The organism is Pseudomonas sp. (assembly GCF_033723075.1).
Taxonomy (GTDB): domain Bacteria; phylum Pseudomonadota; class Gammaproteobacteria; order Pseudomonadales; family Pseudomonadaceae; genus Aquipseudomonas.
In genome coordinates, this window is the sequence record NZ_JAWVXU010000012.1 from 99,776 (window position 1) to 115,291 (window position 15,516).

Here is a 15,516-nt window from a genome sequence, read left to right on the forward strand (position 1 = left end):
GGACGTTGCGGTGGATGCGAGCCTGCGCGGCCCGGTCCACCCGACGAATCTGTTCAGCATGTGGTGATCTTGCTCAGCTTGGCATAGTAGAAACCATCGTGGCCGTCGATTTGTGGCAGGAGCTGGCGGCCATGGGCTGGCTGCAGACCGAAGTCGGCGCTTATCTGCAGCTCGCGTGCGCTTGGCGTGCGGGCGAGAAAGGCGGCGATGTTGTCGCTGTTTTCCGTTGGCAGCACCGAGCAGGTGGCGTACAGCAGGATGCCGCCGACTTCCAGGGTCGGCCACAGGGCATCCAGCAACTCGCCCTGCAACTGGGCCAACGCGGGAATATCCGCGGGCTGACGGGTCAGTTTTATATCCGGATGGCGGCGAATCACCCCGGTGGCCGAGCACGGCGCGTCGAGCAGAATCCGCTGGAACGGCGTGCCGTCCCACCAGGCCGCGGTATCACGTCCATCGGCGGCGATCAGTTCGGCGTCGAGGTTGAGGCGCTTGAGGTTTTCACGCACCCGCACCAGGCGCTTTTCTTCCAGGTCCACCGCCACCACGCCGGCCAGTGCGGGTTCGGCTTCGAGCAGGTGACAGGTCTTGCCGCCCGGTGCGCAGCAGGCATCCAGCACCCGTTGCCCGGGCGCCAGCTCGAGCAGGTCGGCGGCCAGTTGCGCGGCTTCGTCCTGTACGCTGACCCGGCCTGCGGCGAAGCCCGGCAAGCTGGTGACGTCGCACGCCTGGAGCAAGCGGATGCCGTCGCGGCTGAACGTGCAGGGTTCGCTTGCGAATCCACTCAGACGCAGCTCGGCCAGGTAGTCATCGCGGCTGCCGAGGCGCCGATTGACCCGCAAGATCAGCGGCGGATGGGCATTGTTGGCCGCGCAGATGGCCTGCCAATGCTCGGGCCACTGGGCTTTCAGGGCTTTCTGCAGCCAGCGCGGATGGGCGCTGTGCAGCACCGGATCGCGGTCCAGGCTGGCAATAATGCTTTCGCTGTCGCGCTGGGCGTTGCGCAGCACGGCATTGAGCAGGCCCTTGAGCGAAGGCTTCTTCAACTTGTCGACACAGGCCACCGTCTCGCCGATGGCGGCGTGGGCCGGAATACGGGTGTAGAACAGCTGGTACAGGCCGATCAGCAGCAGCGCCTCGACGTCACGGTCGGCCGCCTTGAAGGGTTTTTGCAGCAGTTTGTCGGCGATCAGCGCCAGGCGCGGCTGCCAGCGTGCGGTGCCGAAGGCCAGATCCTGGGCCAGGCCGCGGTCGCGCTGCTCGACCCTGTCCAGCAGCGGCGGCAGGCTGCTGCCCAGCGAGGCCTTGCCATTGAGCACCACAGCCAGGGCGCGGGCGGCAGCCAGGCGCGGGTTCATAGACCGAGCACCAGGCCGACGGCGAACTGCTCGCGGCGGCTGTTATACAGGTCACTGAAATTCAGCGCCTTGCCGCCGGGCAGTTGCAGGCGGGTTAGGCGCAGTGCGCCTTGGCCGCAGGCCACCGTCAGGCCCTGTTTATCGGCCGCCAGGATGGTGCCGGGAGCACCGCTGCCCTCGCCCAACTCGGCGGCGTGCACCTTGAGCGCTTCGCCATTCAGCGTGCTGTGGCAGATCGGCCAGGGGTTGAAGGCGCGGATCAGCCGCTCCAGCTCCACGGCCGGGCGTGTCCAGTCCAGACGCGCCTCATCCTTGTTCAATTTGTGCGCGTAGGTTGCCAGGCTGTCGTCCTGCACTTCGCCTTGCAGCGTACCGGCGGCCAGGCCGGCGATGGCCTGGAGCACCGCCTGCGGGCCGAGAAGGGCCAGACGGTCGTGCAGGCTGCCGCCAGTGTCGTCGGCTGCGATCGGCGTGCGCACCTTCAGCAGCATCGGCCCGGTGTCCAGGCCGGCTTCCATCTGCATCACGGTAACCCCTGACTCGCTGTCGCCGGCCTCGATGGCGCGCTGGATCGGCGCGGCGCCGCGCCAGCGCGGCAGCAACGAGGCGTGACTGTTGAGGCAACCCAGGCGCGGGATATCCAGCACCGCCTGCGGCAGGATCAGGCCGTAGGCCACCACCACCAGCAGATCGGGTTTGAGCGCGGCCAGCTCGGCCTGGGCGGCCGGATCGCGCAGGGTCTGCGGCTGCAGGACCGCTATCTGCTGCTGCACGGCCAGTTGCTTGACCGGGCTGGCGGTGAGCTTCTGCCCGCGGCCGGCCGGGCGATCCGGCTGGCTATACACCGCAACGATCTGGTGAGGGCTATCGAGCAGGGCCTTGAGGTGTTCGGCGGCGAACTCCGGGGTGCCGGCGAAGACGATGCGCAAAGACTCGGACATGGATTCTCGCTAATCACTACGGAAAAGAAAAAGGCTTGCCGTGGCAAGCCTTCTATACAAGGTGTGGCTCAAGCCTGCTGGCGATGTTGCTTTTCCAGTTTCTTCTTGATGCGGTCGCGTTTGAGGTTGGACAGGTAATCGACGAACAGCTTGCCGTTGAGGTGGTCGCACTCGTGCTGGATGCACACCGCAAGCAGGCCTTCGGCGATCAGCTCATAGGGCTGGCCATCGCGGTCCAGCGCCTTGATCCTGACCTTCTGCGGGCGGTCGACATTTTCGTAGAAGCCCGGCACCGAGAGGCAACCCTCCTGATATTGGTCCACCTCGTCGGTGAGAATCTCGAATTCGGGGTTGATGAACACCCGTGGTTCGCTTCTGTCTTCCGACAGATCCATTACCACCAGGCGCTTGTGTACGTTGACCTGGGTCGCGGCCAGGCCGATGCCGGGGGCTTCGTACATGGTTTCGAACATGTCGTCGATCAACTGACGCAAGGCGTCGTCGACCACGTCCACCGGCTTGGCGATGGTGCGCAGGCGCGGATCGGGAAATTCGAGGATGTTTAAAATCGCCATATGCGTTTGTGATGCACTTGTGGAATAAAGTCAAAATCCGCTGCTAAGATGATGAGCAGCATTGAAAAACGGCTTCACGCCGCAGTACTACTGGGTTTATTCGCGGCGCTAGGGCGCTCCACGTGAAGGCACATAATAAAGGGATTCACCGCATGAGGAAATCACTACTCGCCCTGCTTCTGCTCGCCGCAGGCGGCTTGGCCCAGGCCGAAGTGCAACTCAAGGACGGTCACCCAGACCGTTATACCGTGGTCAAGGGCGATACTCTCTGGGATATTTCCGGGCGGTTTCTCAGCCAACCGTGGAAATGGCCGGAAATCTGGCACGCCAACCCACAGGTGGCAAACCCACATCTGATCTATCCCGGCGACCTGCTCAGCCTGGTCTACATCGACGGCCAACCGCGCCTGATGCTCGATCGCGGCGAATCGCGCGGCACCATCAAGTTGTCGCCGCAGATCCGCAGCACGCCGATGGCCGAAGCCATTCCGACCATTCCGCTGGGGGCGATCAACAGCTTTCTGCTGAGCAACCGTATCGTCGATACCCCGGAAGAATTCCAGGGTGCGCCCTATATAGTCGCCGGCGACGCCGAGCGTGTGGTCAGTGGTGCCGGCGATCGGGTCTATGCCCGCGGGGCCTTCGACGAAGCCGCACCGGTATACGGCATCTTCCGTCAGGGCAAAACCTACGTAGACCCCGATACCCAGGAGTTTCTCGGGATCAACGCCGATGACATCGGCGGCGGTGAGATCGTTGCCGAGGAAGGCGATATCGGCACCATGAACCTGACCCGCACGACCCAGGAAGTGCGCCTTGGCGATCGTCTGTTCGCCACCGAAGAGCGGGCGATCAATTCGACCTTCATGCCCAGCGAGCCGAGCAGCGAAATCAACGGGTTGATCCTCGACGTCCCGCGTGGCGTGACCCAGATCGGCCAGTTCGACGTGGTCACCCTGAACAAGGGCGCGCGTGATGGCCTGGCCGAGGGCAACGTGCTGGCGGTGTACAAGACCGGCGAAACCGTGCGCGACCGGGTCACCGGCGAATCGGTGAAGATCCCCGATGAGCGGGCCGGTCTGCTGATGGTGTTCCGCACCTACGACAAGCTCAGCTATGGCCTGATCCTCGGCGCGAACCGTCAGCTCGCCGTGATGGACAAGGTGCGTAACCCGTAACGCCCCCGACCCCAGCCGCGCGCTTGCGCGACTGGGGTTTCTGCTGCACGGCTACCTGCCGTCCCGCGGCCCCTTGAGGTTTGCGGGCGCGACCGATCAAGGATGATCGCCATGGCGCAATGCCCCAGTCACAGCATTTCCCCTGCCGAACTCGAAGCCCGCCTGCGCCTGCACAGCCTGCCGGAGCTTGGGCCGCGGCGTTTTCGCAAATTGCTCAGCGCCTTCGACAGCGCCTCCGCGGCCCTCAGCGCCCCAGCCAGCGCCTGGCGTTCGCTGGGCTTGCCGGCCGCCTGCGCCGAACCGCGGCGCAGCAGCGAGGTGCGTGAGCGCGCCGCTGCCGCCCTGGCCTGGCTGGAGGCCGAGCGGCATCATCTGTTGATGTGGGACGACCCCACTTACCCGGGGCTGCTCGCCGAACTCGGCGATGCGCCGCCCTTGCTCTACGTGGCCGGCGATCCGGCGTTGCTCGAGCTGCCGCAACTGGCCATGGTCGGCAGCCGTCGCGCCTCACGCCCCGGGCTGGATACCGCGCACAGCTTCGCCCGCAGCCTGGCTGCCGGTGGCTTCGTCATCACCAGCGGCCTGGCGCTGGGCATCGACGGCGCCGCCCATCAAGGCGCACTGGATGTGGCGGGCAAAACCATCGCGGTACTCGGCACCGGCTTGCAGTGCCTGTATCCGGCTCGGCACCGGCAATTGGCCGCGGATATCGTCGAGCACGGCGGCGCGCTGGTGTCCGAGTTGCCGCTGGATTGTCCGCCCCATGCGAGCAATTTCCCCCGGCGCAACCGCATCATCAGTGGCCTGTCCCTCGGCGTGCTGGTGGTCGAGGCCAGCCCGTCCAGCGGCTCGCTGATCACTGCGCGGCTGGCGGCCGAGCAAGGTCGCGAGGTCTACGCCATTCCCGGTTCGATCCATCATCCGGGCGCGCGCGGTTGTCATCAGTTGATCCGCGATGGCGCCGTGCTGGTGGAAAGCATTGCGCATATTCTCGAAGCGCTGCGCGGCTGGCAGCTGCAACCGCCGTTGGCGAGCGAGGCGAGTCCGGCGCAAGGCTTCGAGCACCCGCTGCTCGATCTGCTGCATGCGGCGCCGCACAGCAGTGAAGCCCTGGCGGCGGTCAGCGGATGGCCGTTGTCGCAGGTGCTGGCGGCGCTCACCGAGCTGGAGCTGGACGGCCATATCGCCTGCGAAGGTGGACGCTGGGTGGGCCGCGCCCGCTAGCTTGGATACACTGCGCGGCAGGCATAGGTGGGAGTGCAGTGGATGGTCAGCAGGTGGCAGATACAGCAGGCAGCGCGGGTGGTGCGTCAGGGCGGAATAATCGCCTACCCGACCGAGGCGGTGTGGGGCCTGGGCTGTGACCCGTGGAACGAACTCGCGGTGGAGCGGCTACTGGCGCTGAAAGAGCGGCCGATGAACAAGGGCCTGATTCTGGTGGCGGACTGCATTGACCAGTTCGATTTTCTCCTCGAAGACCTGCCGGACATCTGGCAAGAGCGCTTGGCCGGCACCTGGCCGGGACCCAATACCTGGCTGGTACCGCATCAGCAGCGCCTGCCCGAGTGGATCACCGGCGAGCACAGCAGCGTCGCCCTGCGCGTCAGCGATCATCCGCTGGTGCGCGAACTCTGCGCCCTCACCGGCCCGCTGGTATCGACCTCGGCCAATCCTGCCGGACGCCCGGCGGCCCGCTCGCGCCTGCGGGTCGAGCAGTACTTCCCGCGGCAACTGGACAAGGTGCTCGGCGGTACCCTGGGCGGGCGCAAGAACCCCAGCCTGATCCGCGACCTGATTAGCGGCGATGTGGTGCGCCCGTCCTGATGGAGATGCGCTTGCGCAGGGTGGGTTGGCGGCGCATTGCCACGGAATTGATAGTTATGCGCTATGCGGGCGCCGCATAACCCACCAGTTCAGGCGCCGCAGATGGCCATGGTGGGTTACGGCGCGCCAGGTATTGGGTTGTGTCTGTGCAACCGCTTGGCGCGCCTTGCCCGCGGCTTTCTACGGCAGCAGAATGGTCGAGCCGGTGGTCTGCCGGGCGCTCAGGGCGGCTTGCGCGGCGGCGGCGTCCTTGAGTGCATAGCGGTTGCTGATATCGACCTTAAGCTGACCGCTTTCGATCATGCCGAACAGTTCGTCGGCCATCATCTGCAGGCGCTCGGGGGTGTCGGCGTAGCCGGCCACCGTCGGCCGGGTGACGAACAACGAGCCTTTCTGCGCGAGGATGCCCAGGTTGACCCCGGTCACCGCGCCCGAGGCGTTGCCGAAACTGACCAGCAGGCCGCGCGGGGCGACGCAGTCGAGGGAGATTTCCCAGGTGTCCTTGCCGACACCGTCGTACACCACCGGGCACTTATGCCCGTCAGTCAGCTCCAGCACGCGCTGGACTACGTCCTCGTGGCTGTAGTCGATGGTCGCCCAGGCGCCCTGCTCTTTGGCCCGTGCGGCTTTCTCGGCCGAGCCGACGGTGCCGATCAGCTTCACTCCCAGCGCCTTGGCCCACTGGCAGGCGAAGGAGCCGACGCCACCGGCGGCGGCATGGAACAGGATGGTTTCGCCACCCTTCAGCGGAAACACCTGGCGCAACAGGTACTGCACGGTCAGACCCTTGAGCATCACCGCCGCGGCCTGCTCGAAGCTGATCGCGTCCGGCAGTTTGACCAGCTTGCCGGCCGGCAGCACGTGCAGTTCGCTGTAGGCGCCCAGCGGGGCGGTGGCATAGGCGACGCGGTCGCCGACCTGGAACTGGCTGACCTGCGAACCGACTGCCTCGACGATGCCCGCGCCTTCGTTGCCCAGGCTCGACGGCAGGGCCGGTGGCGGATACAGGCCGCTGCGAAAATAGGTGTCGATGAAGTTCAGGCCGATCGCCTGATTGTGCACGCGGACCTCGTGGGGGCCGGGTGCGGCTGGCTGGTAGTCGCGGTACTCGAGGACTTCGGGGCCGCCGTGGCTGCTGAATTGAATACGCTTGGCCATACAAGGCTCCTTGCTGCAGGGGGTTCGATCAAGCCGTCGATGATGGCGGCCGGGGTGCGTCGGGGCATCTAGCAGGCCGTTGAAAAGCTACCTACGTTGCCGATACGGCGTTAAAAACAGGCTCGGAATGCTCATTTACAGCTCGTAAACTCCGCTTCCTCGCCTGTTTTTGCCTTGTCTCGGCTGCCTCGTCTACGTTTTCAACGGTCTGCTATCCAATCCTGTCGCTCGAGCGGCGTCAACTGCGAGGGAGCATGGGCAAATGTTATGCTTGCCACCGATTTCGCCGGCCGGGCAACCTCCGGCTGGCCTGACTGCTTGCCAAGGTGCCGCCGTGAGTGACCGTACTGAGGCCGTAAAGGCCTATCTGCTCGACCTGCAAGACCGTATCTGCTCCGCCCTGCAAATCGAGGACGGTGGTGCCGAGTTCTTCGAGGATAGCTGGCAGCGCCCGGCCGGCGGCGGTGGCCGCACGCGGGTGATCGAGAATGGTGCGCTGATCGAAAAAGGTGGAGTGAACTTCTCCCATGTATTCGGCGACAGCCTGCCGCCTTCGGCCAGTGCCCATCGGCCCGAGCTGGCCGGCCGCGGCTTCGAGGCGCTTGGCGTGTCGCTGGTGATCCACCCGGAAAACCCCTATGTGCCCACCTCCCACGCCAACGTGCGCTTTTTCAGCGCCGAGAAGCCGGGCGAGGAGCCGGTCTGGTGGTTCGGTGGCGGCTTCGACCTGACCCCCTATTACGCCAATGAAGAAGACTGCGTGCACTGGCACCGGGTCGCCTTCGAGGCCTGTGCGCCCTTCGGCGCCGAGGTCTACCCGCGCTTCAAGGAATGGTGCGACCACTACTTCCAGATCAAGCACCGCGGCGAGCCACGCGGCATTGGCGGTCTTTTCTTCGATGACCTGAACCAGTGGGACTTCGACACCAGCTTCGCCTTTATCCGCGCGATCGGCGATGCCTACCTGGCGGCCTATCTGCCCATCGTGCAACGGCGCAAGCTGACCCCCTACGGCGAGCGCGAGCGCGAGTTCCAGGCCTTCCGCCGTGGTCGTTACGTCGAGTTCAACCTGGTCTACGACCGCGGCACCCTGTTCGGTCTGCAGTCCGGTGGGCGCACCGAGTCGATCCTCATGTCGCTGCCGCCCCATGTGCGCTGGGGCTACGATTGGAAAGCCGCGCCGGGCAGCGAAGAAGCGCGCCTGACCGAGTATTATCTGACCGACCGCGACTGGCTGGCCGAGTCACAATAGGCGGTAGGGTGGGCTTCAGCCCACCCGGCGCATCTCACGAGGAGTTTCATGGACCGTTACGGCGTATTCGGCAACCCTATTGCGCACAGCAAGTCGCCGCTGATTCACCGACTGTTCGCCGCGCAGACCGGCGAGCCGCTGAGCTATGAGGCGCTGCTCGCGCCGCTGGACGACTTCGCCGGTTTCGCCCGGCACTTCTTTACCCAGGGCAAGGGCGCCAACGTCACCGTGCCGTTCAAGGAGCAGGCCTTTCAGTTGGCCGACAGCCTGACCGCTCGCGCCCAACGCGCCGGCGCGGTGAATACCCTGAAGAAGCTGGACGACGGCAGCCTGCTCGGTGACAACACCGACGGCGCCGGGCTGGTGCGTGACCTGACTGTCAACGCCGGTTTCGCCCTGCGCGGCAAGCGCATCCTCCTGTTGGGCGCCGGCGGGGCCGTGCGCGGCGTGCTCGAGCCCTTGCTGGCGCAGCAGCCGGCGGCCCTGGTGATCGCCAACCGCACCGTGGCCAAGGCCGAGCAACTGGCCGGCGAGTTCGCCGACCTGGGGCCGGTGGTGGCCAGTGGTTTCGACTGGATCGATGCGCCGGTCGACCTGATTGTCAACGGCACCTCGGCCAGCCTGGCCGGCGAACTGCCGCCGCTGGCGGCGAGCCTGATCAAGCCCCATCACACGCTGTGCTACGACATGATGTACGCCAAACAGCCAACCGCCTTCAACCGCTGGGCCGCCGAACAGGGCGCAGGCCGTACGCTGGATGGCCTGGGCATGCTGGTCGAGCAGGCTGCCGAGGCGTTCTTCCTCTGGCGCGGCGTGCGCCCGGACAGCGAGCCGGTGTTGGCCGAATTGCGCCGCTCGCTCGCGGCTTGACGCGGGCTAAATGCCCCGGTTATTGCCTAGCGCAAACTCGGCAGCTGACTGCAACCCGTAGGGTGCGCTACGCGCACCAACGATTCGCCGATCATGGCACATGACATAACCGTACAAGCGCAGCGCACCCGGAACCCTAATCCTCGAACTGCACCGGGCACAGCTCGGCGCCTTCGAGCTTTTGGATTTCCTCGATCACCTGGGGCCGGGCGCGGCGCAGGATCAGGCTGCGGTCTTGCGCGAGCAGCCGCCGTGCTTCCTGGTGAAGCATTTCCACCCCTGCATAGTCGATGAAGTTGACGTGGTGCGCGTCGATGATCACCCGCTCGCCCTTGCTGCGCTGGATGAGCTGTTGCAGATAGTGGCAGGCACCGAAAAAGATCGAACCTTCGACACGCAACAGTTCCTCTTCGCCCTCCTGCCAGAACTTCACCCGCGGCTGCGAGGTGCGCTTGAGATAAAAGAACAGCGAAGCCAGCACCCCGGCGTAGATCGCCGTCTGCAGTTCCATCAACAGGGTGGCGAGCAGGGTCAGCAGCATCACCAGGAACTCCGAGCGACTGACCCGGAACAGCGCGCGCACCCCGGCAACATCCACCAGACCCCAGCAGATCAGGAGGATGCCCGCGGCCATGCTCGGCAGCGGAATGTGCGCGATCAGCCTGGCGCCGACCAGGGCGAACAGCGCCACCAGCAGTGCGGAAAACACCCCGGCCAGGGGCGAGCGCGCGCCGGCCTGCAGGTTCAGCGCCGAGCGGGTGAAGGACCCGGCCGACAGGGAGGCGGAGAACCAGGGGCCGATCAGGTTCGACAGGCCCTGGGCGCGCACTTCCTGGTTGGCGTCGAGAAATTGCTGGGATCTGCCGGCCAGGGCGCGGGCGATCGACAGGCTGGTGACCAGACCGAGCATGCCGCAGGCCACCGCCGCCGGCAGCAGCTGCAGCACGCTTGCCAGCTCGAAGCGCAACGGGCTGAGCGGCGGCAGGCGACCCTCGAAGGCGCTGACCAGGGCGATGTCGCCGAGCTGGGCCGGCCACGCCAGCACGGCCAGGCTGGCGGCGACGATGCCGATCAGCAGGGCCGGCAAGCGCGGCCACAGGCGCCTGACCAGCAGGCTGACGCCGAGGGTGAAAGCCGCCAGGGCCAGGGCGCGCCAGTCGGTTTCCGCCAGGTGCTGACCGATATTGAGGATGGTCGCCAGCGCCGTGGCCTGGCTCGGTACCGCGATACCGAGCAGGTTGGGCAGCTGGCCGAGGGCGATGACCACGGCTGCGCCCAGGGTGAAGCCGAGCACCACCGAGTGCGAGACGAAATTCACCAGGGCGCCGAAGCGCAGCAGGCCGAGCAGCCACTGGAACAGCCCGGCGAGAAAGCTCAGCAGCAGGATCAGGGCGATGAAATCGTCGCTGCCCGGCGTCGCCAGTGGGCTGACGCTGGTGAACAGGACGATGGAGATTGCCGCAGTCGGCCCGCAGATCAGGTGCCAGGACGAACCCCACAGGCAGGCGATGATCACCGGCACTATGGCCGCATACAGGCCGTACTCGGCCGGCAGCCCGGCGATCAGGGCGTAGGCGATGGATTGCGGCAGGGCCAGGATCGCGCCACTGAGGCCAACCAGCAGGTCGCTGCCGAGGCTGCGCTTGCTGGTGTTGGGCAGCCAGCGCAGGAACGGCAGCAGGGTCTGGCGGTTGGGTAGCGGCATTCAGTGTCGCTCTTGGTGGGATGGGTGGGGCGGGCGGCGCTCGGCCCACCCTACCAATCGCGCCGGTTGATTCAAAGTTTGGCTTTGACTGCCGCCAGACCGTTGCCGCCTTCGCGGCTGCTGACGCCTTCCAGCCAGCCGTCGAGCACCGCCGGATTGGCCTGCAGCCAGGCCTTGATCGCTTCGGCATTGCTCGCCTGCTTGCTCAGCACTTTGTCCATGATGGCGTTTTCCATCTCCTGGGTGAAGCTCAGGTTGCTCAGCAGCTTGCCGACGTTCGGGCACTCGGTGGCGTAGTCCTTGCGGGCCAGGGTGTTGACGCTGCCGCTTTCACCGAAATATTTCTCGCCGCCCTTGAGGTATTTGATGTCGTAGTTGACGTTCATCGGGTGTGGCGTCCAGCCGAGGAATACCACGAACTGGTCGCGTTTCACCGCGCGGCCGACCTGCACCAGCATCGCCTGCTCGCTGGATTCCACCAGCTTCCAGTCGCCCAGGCCGAACTCGTCGGCTTCGATCATCTGGCGGATCGATTCGTTGGCCGGCGAGCCCGAGGCGATGCCGTAGAGCTTGCTGTCGAACTTGTCGGCGAACTTGTCGAGGTCGGCAAAGGTCTTCACCCCGGCCTCATAGGCGTAGGTCGGCACTGCCAGGGTGTATTCGGTGCCGCTCAGGTTCTGGCCCAGCTTGGCCACCTCACCGCTGGCGACGAACTTGTCGTAGTTGCTCTGCTGCGCCGGCATCCAGTTGCCGAGGAACACATCGACCTGGCCCTTCTGCAGGCCGGCGAAGATGATCGGCACGGCCAGGGTCTGGGTCTGCGCCTTGTAGCCCAGGCCTTCGAGCAGGAAGCTGGCGATGCCGTTGGTCACGGCGATATCACTCCAGCCCGGGTCGCCCAGTTTCACCGTGCTGCAACTGGCATCTTCGGCCTGGGCGTGGAGGGTGCTGGCGGCCAATAACAGCCCGCCGAGAAACACTGTGGCTGATTTGTTCATGGGTTGTTTCCTCGGATTTCTAATTATTTGGTTGCACGCGTGTTGCTGTCACACCTGTGGGTAACGGGCGCGGCGCTCCAGGTCATCGAGGTCGATGTGGTTGCGCATGTACTGCTGGCTGGCGTCGACCAGCGGTTGGTGATCCCAGCTTTTCAGGCGGCCCTTGGTCAGCGCTTCGGCGACCAGGCGGCGGCGGCGCTGGCTGGCCAGGGTCGCCTGATGGATGGCCGGCATATCCCAGCGCGTGCGCGCCTCGTCGATGAACTCGGCCAGCAGCGCCTGGTGCTCGACGGAGTCGGCGAGGTTCTCGCGCTCCTGCGGGTCGTGGCGCAGGTTGAACAGTAGCAGTGGATCCTGCTCGGAGTAGATGAACTTCCAGTCGCCGCGGCGGATCATCATCAGCGGGGCGTTGCTGCCTTCGGCCATGTATTCGCCAATGACCTCATCATGGCCCTGGCGACCCTCGAGGTTCGGTAATAGCGAGCGGCCATCCAGAGCCAGGTCGGCCTCGACCTCGCCGCCGGCCAGCTCCACCAGGGTCGGCAGCAGGTCCATGGTCGACACGCACTGGCCGACCCGCCGGGCGGCGAACCGCTTGGGCGCATGCACCAGCAGCGGCACCCGGGCCGACATCTCGAACCAGTGCATCTTGTACCAGAGACCGCGCTCGCCGAGCATGTCGCCGTGGTCGCCGGAGAAGACGATGATGGTGTCCTCGTCCAGGCCGCAGTCTTTGAGGGTCTTCAGCAGCTTGCCGATGTTCGCATCGATATAGCTGCAGGCGCCGAAGTAGGCGCGTCGCGCGTCCTTGATCTTGTCCTCGGGCAGGGTCTTGCCCCACAGATCGATGACCTTGAGGATGCGTTGCGAATGCGGGTCCTGCTCGGCCTGGTCGATGACCTGGCTGGGCAGCGGGATGTCGACGTCTTCGTACAGATTCCAGAACTCTTCGGGAATGGTGTAGGGGTCGTGCGGGTGGGTCATCGACACGGTCAGGCAGAACGGCTGCTCGGGATTCGTACGCACATGGTCGAACAGGTACTGCTGGGCCTTGAACACCACCTCCTCGTCGAAATCCAGCTGGTTGCTGCGCACGCACGGGCCGGCCTGCAGCACCGAGGCCATGTTGTGGTACCAGCTCAGGCGCTCCTCGGGGGCATCCCAGTTCACTGCCCAGCCGTAGTCGGCCGGGTAGATGTCGCTGGTCAGGCGCTCCTCGTAGCCGTGCAACTGGTCCGGACCGCAGAAGTGCATCTTGCCCGACAGCGCCGTGTGGTAGCCGAGGCGGCGCAGGTAGTGGGCGTAGGTCGGCACATCGGCGGGCAGGTCGGCGGCGTTGTCGTAGGCGCCGATCTTGCTCGGCAACTGGCCGCTGACCAGGACGAAGCGCGACGGTGCGCACAGAGGGCTGTTGCAGTAGGCGGCGTCGAACACCACGCTGCTTTCGGCCAGGCGGACCAGGTTGGGCATCTTGATCGGCGATGCCGCATCGTGAATCGGCAGGATAGGCGCGGCCATCTGGTCGGTCATGATGAAGAGGATATTCGGGCGTTTCATAGGTCGCTGGTTTTCCATATTAAAGATTTATGCGACATTGCTGGTTCGATAATCAGGCCTGGACGGATCTGGGTAAACCCGCGGTGAATACATGACTTGGATAACGACAGCTTATGTTTAAGAGCACCGCCGGGTTGTCTTTGGATGTGCTGCGGGTGTTCGAGTCCGCGGCCCGTCACCTGAGCTTCACCGCCGCTGCCGCCGAACTGGGCAGCAGCCAGCCGGCCATCAGTCAGCAGATCAAGCGCCTCGAACAGCAGTTGGCGACCCGCCTGTTCGACCGCGTCTACCGCGGCATCGTCCTCACCGAGGCCGGCGAACTGCTGTTGCGCTACGTCCAGGACGGCCTGCAAAGTCTCGACGCCGGTCTGGCCGCGGTCGCTGCCGGGCAGCAGCATGAAGTGCTGCAGGTGGCCACCGACTTCGCCTTCGCCGCCTATTGGCTGATGCCCAGGTTGCAGCGTTTCCATCGGCTCCATCCGGAGGTGGACGTCAGCCTGATCACCAGCGCCCGCGACCTGGCCGCGCTGCCGGCGGAGATCGACGTGGCCATCGCCTTCGGCGATGGCCGTTTCAAGCATGGTGAGGCTCATCTGCTGTTTCACGAGGAGGTGTTCCCGGTGTGCAGTCCGCAGCTGCTCAAGGGGCGGGACTTGCCGCTGGCGCCGACTGCGCTGGCCGAGTTGCCCCTGCTGCATCTGCGTCCGGAAATGCGCTCGCGCTGGTTCGACTGGAACGGCCTGTTCCGTGCGTTTTCTATCGCCGAGACGCCCAGCCCGGGGATGCTGCGTTTCGACAACTACACCCTGCTGATTCAGGCGGCCATCGCCGGTCAGGGCGTGGCCATCGGCTGGCGCCATCTGGTCGATGAACTCCTGGCTCAGGAGTTGCTGTGCCGCGTGTGCGCCGGCGAGGTGCGCTCCGACTTCGGCTATTACGTGGTGCTGCCCGAGCGCAAGCGGCGCCAGCGCCTGACCCAGTACTTCGTCGACTGGCTCCGGGCCGAGCTGGCGCGGGAAGACGAAACGACTTGAAGCATTCCGCCGAACGGGGGCAATGCAGCGGCATGGACGGCCTACACTGAAAAAGTGTTAGCCGAGTTCCGTATACTGCTGTGGTCAGTCGCCGCTGCTCTGGTACTTCCCCACTCAACCCAGTGAATTTTCCCGTGAATATCCGCCATTCGATAGTCGGTCTGCTGCTGATCTGCAGCGGCCTTGTTGTTGCCTCGAACAGCCAAGCCGCCAGCAAGGCGCCGACCCAGCAGCTTGCGGCCGGCAGTGCCCTGCTGGTCGACCTGCAGACCAACCAGGTGCTCTACTCCAGCAACCCCGATGTGGTGGTGCCGATCGCCTCGGTGACCAAACTGATGACCGCCATGGTCGCGCTGGACGCCAAGTTGCCGCTGGATCAGCAACTGCCGATCACCATTCGCGATACCGCAGAGATGAAGGGCGTGTTCTCGCGGGTGCGCATCGGCAGCGAGGTCAGCCGCCGTGACATGCTCCTGCTGGCGCTGATGTCGTCGGAGAACCGTGCGGCGGCCAGTCTGGCGCACCATTACCCGGGCGGTCATGTGGCCTTTATCGCGGCGATGAACGCCAAGGCCCGGGCGCTGGGCATGACGCGCAGTCGCTTCGTCGAACCGACCGGCTTGTCGGAGCATAACGTCTCTACTGCCACCGACCTGGTGCTGCTGCTCAAGGCCACCAAAGACTATCCGCTGATCAGCGAGCTGAGCACCACCCCGGACAAGACCGTGGCCTTCCGCAAGCCCAACTACAGTCTGGGTTTTCGCAACACCAACGGCCTGGTACGCAAGGACAACTGGAGCGTGCAGGCAACCAAGACCGGCTTTACCAATGCGGCCGGTCACTGCCTGGTCATGCGCACGCAGATGGCCGGCAAGCAGGTGGCCTTCGTGGTGCTGGACGCCTTCGGCAAATACACCCACATGGCCGACGCCAACCGCCTCAAGCGCTGGCTGGAAACCGGCAAGATCACCCCGGTGCCCGCCGCCGCGATCAGCTACCGCAAGCAGAAAATGGCGCAGCGCCAGCTTCAGGCCTCGCAGTAACAGCCGGCTCCCACCAACCCTGC

General features: G+C 65.2%; 14 protein-coding genes. 7 read left to right on the forward strand and 7 right to left on the reverse strand.

Features of this window, described 5'->3' with window-relative positions; genetic code table 11:
- Nucleotides 1-53: 53 nt before the first annotated feature.
- The 3 genes from rsmB to def form a co-directional block, all read right to left on the reverse strand.
- A complete protein-coding gene (rsmB, locus tag R3355_RS15480; RefSeq protein WP_318961981.1) occupies nt 54-1,358 on the reverse strand; it encodes a 16S rRNA (cytosine(967)-C(5))-methyltransferase RsmB in 1,305 nt (434 codons plus the stop codon).
- Nucleotides 1,355-2,299: a methionyl-tRNA formyltransferase gene (gene fmt / locus R3355_RS15485; RefSeq protein ID WP_318961982.1), complete on the reverse strand. Its 945-nt coding sequence runs from the start codon at nt 2,297-2,299 to the stop codon at nt 1,355-1,357. Before fmt ends, rsmB begins: the two co-directional genes overlap by 4 nt.
- A gap of 68 nt (nt 2,300-2,367) precedes the next feature.
- Nucleotides 2,368-2,874, reverse strand: a complete 507-nt coding sequence (def, locus tag R3355_RS15490) for a peptide deformylase (RefSeq protein ID WP_318948904.1) — start codon at nt 2,872-2,874, stop codon at nt 2,368-2,370.
- Between the two features lie 152 nt (nt 2,875-3,026).
- On the opposite strand from def, the gene R3355_RS15495 reads away from it, so the two are divergent.
- The 3 genes from R3355_RS15495 to R3355_RS15505 all read left to right on the forward strand — a co-directional run bounded on the left by R3355_RS15495 (nt 3,027) and on the right by R3355_RS15505 (nt 5,876).
- Nucleotides 3,027-4,052 carry a LysM peptidoglycan-binding domain-containing protein gene (locus tag R3355_RS15495; protein ID WP_318961983.1) on the forward strand — a complete coding sequence of 342 codons (1,026 nt, stop codon included), beginning with the start codon at nt 3,027-3,029 and terminating at the stop codon, nt 4,050-4,052.
- 102 nt (nt 4,053-4,154) lie between these two features.
- The gene (gene dprA, locus R3355_RS15500; RefSeq protein WP_413243524.1) at nt 4,155-5,276 is read left to right on the forward strand and encodes a DNA-processing protein DprA; all 1,122 of its coding nucleotides are present in this window, start codon (nt 4,155-4,157) and stop codon (nt 5,274-5,276) included.
- A 42-nt stretch (nt 5,277-5,318) separates the two neighbouring features.
- On the forward strand, nt 5,319-5,876 hold the full coding sequence (locus R3355_RS15505; RefSeq protein WP_318961985.1) for an L-threonylcarbamoyladenylate synthase: 558 nt from the start codon (nt 5,319-5,321) through the stop codon (nt 5,874-5,876).
- A 180-nt stretch (nt 5,877-6,056) separates the two neighbouring features.
- On the opposite strand, the gene R3355_RS15510 is transcribed toward R3355_RS15505, so the two are convergent.
- Nucleotides 6,057-7,034 (reverse strand): NADPH:quinone reductase, encoded by a 978-nt coding sequence (locus R3355_RS15510; protein WP_318948908.1) that lies wholly within the window; start codon nt 7,032-7,034, stop codon nt 6,057-6,059.
- Nucleotides 7,035-7,368: 334 nt separating this feature from the next.
- On the opposite strand from R3355_RS15510, the gene hemF reads away from it, so the two are divergent.
- Complete coding sequence (gene hemF, locus R3355_RS15515; RefSeq protein WP_318961986.1) at nt 7,369-8,286, forward strand: oxygen-dependent coproporphyrinogen oxidase; 918 nt, start codon at nt 7,369-7,371, stop codon at nt 8,284-8,286.
- Nucleotides 8,287-8,334: 48 nt separating this feature from the next.
- Nucleotides 8,335-9,156, forward strand: a complete 822-nt coding sequence (gene aroE / locus R3355_RS15520) for a shikimate dehydrogenase (RefSeq protein WP_318961987.1) — start codon at nt 8,335-8,337, stop codon at nt 9,154-9,156.
- A 136-nt stretch (nt 9,157-9,292) separates the two neighbouring features.
- On the opposite strand, the gene R3355_RS15525 is transcribed toward aroE, so the two are convergent.
- The 3 genes from R3355_RS15525 to betC all read right to left on the reverse strand — a co-directional run bounded on the left by R3355_RS15525 (nt 9,293) and on the right by betC (nt 13,416).
- Complete coding sequence (locus R3355_RS15525) at nt 9,293-10,861, reverse strand: SulP family inorganic anion transporter (protein ID WP_318948159.1); 1,569 nt, start codon at nt 10,859-10,861, stop codon at nt 9,293-9,295.
- Nucleotides 10,862-10,932: 71 nt separating this feature from the next.
- Nucleotides 10,933-11,859: a choline ABC transporter substrate-binding protein gene (gene choX, locus R3355_RS15530; RefSeq protein WP_318961988.1), complete on the reverse strand. Its 927-nt coding sequence runs from the start codon at nt 11,857-11,859 to the stop codon at nt 10,933-10,935.
- A 48-nt stretch (nt 11,860-11,907) separates the two neighbouring features.
- Entirely contained in the window at nt 11,908-13,416 is a 1,509-nt protein-coding gene (betC, locus tag R3355_RS15535) for a choline-sulfatase (RefSeq protein ID WP_318961989.1), read from the reverse strand.
- 113 nt (nt 13,417-13,529) lie between these two features.
- On the opposite strand from betC, the gene R3355_RS15540 reads away from it, so the two are divergent.
- Both R3355_RS15540 and pbpG read left to right on the forward strand, forming a co-directional pair.
- Nucleotides 13,530-14,450, forward strand: a complete 921-nt coding sequence (locus tag R3355_RS15540; RefSeq protein ID WP_318961990.1) for a choline sulfate utilization transcriptional regulator — start codon at nt 13,530-13,532, stop codon at nt 14,448-14,450.
- Between the two features lie 140 nt (nt 14,451-14,590).
- Nucleotides 14,591-15,493, forward strand: a complete 903-nt coding sequence (gene pbpG, locus R3355_RS15545) for a D-alanyl-D-alanine endopeptidase (RefSeq protein ID WP_318962036.1) — start codon at nt 14,591-14,593, stop codon at nt 15,491-15,493.
- Nucleotides 15,494-15,516: the final 23 nt, after the last annotated feature.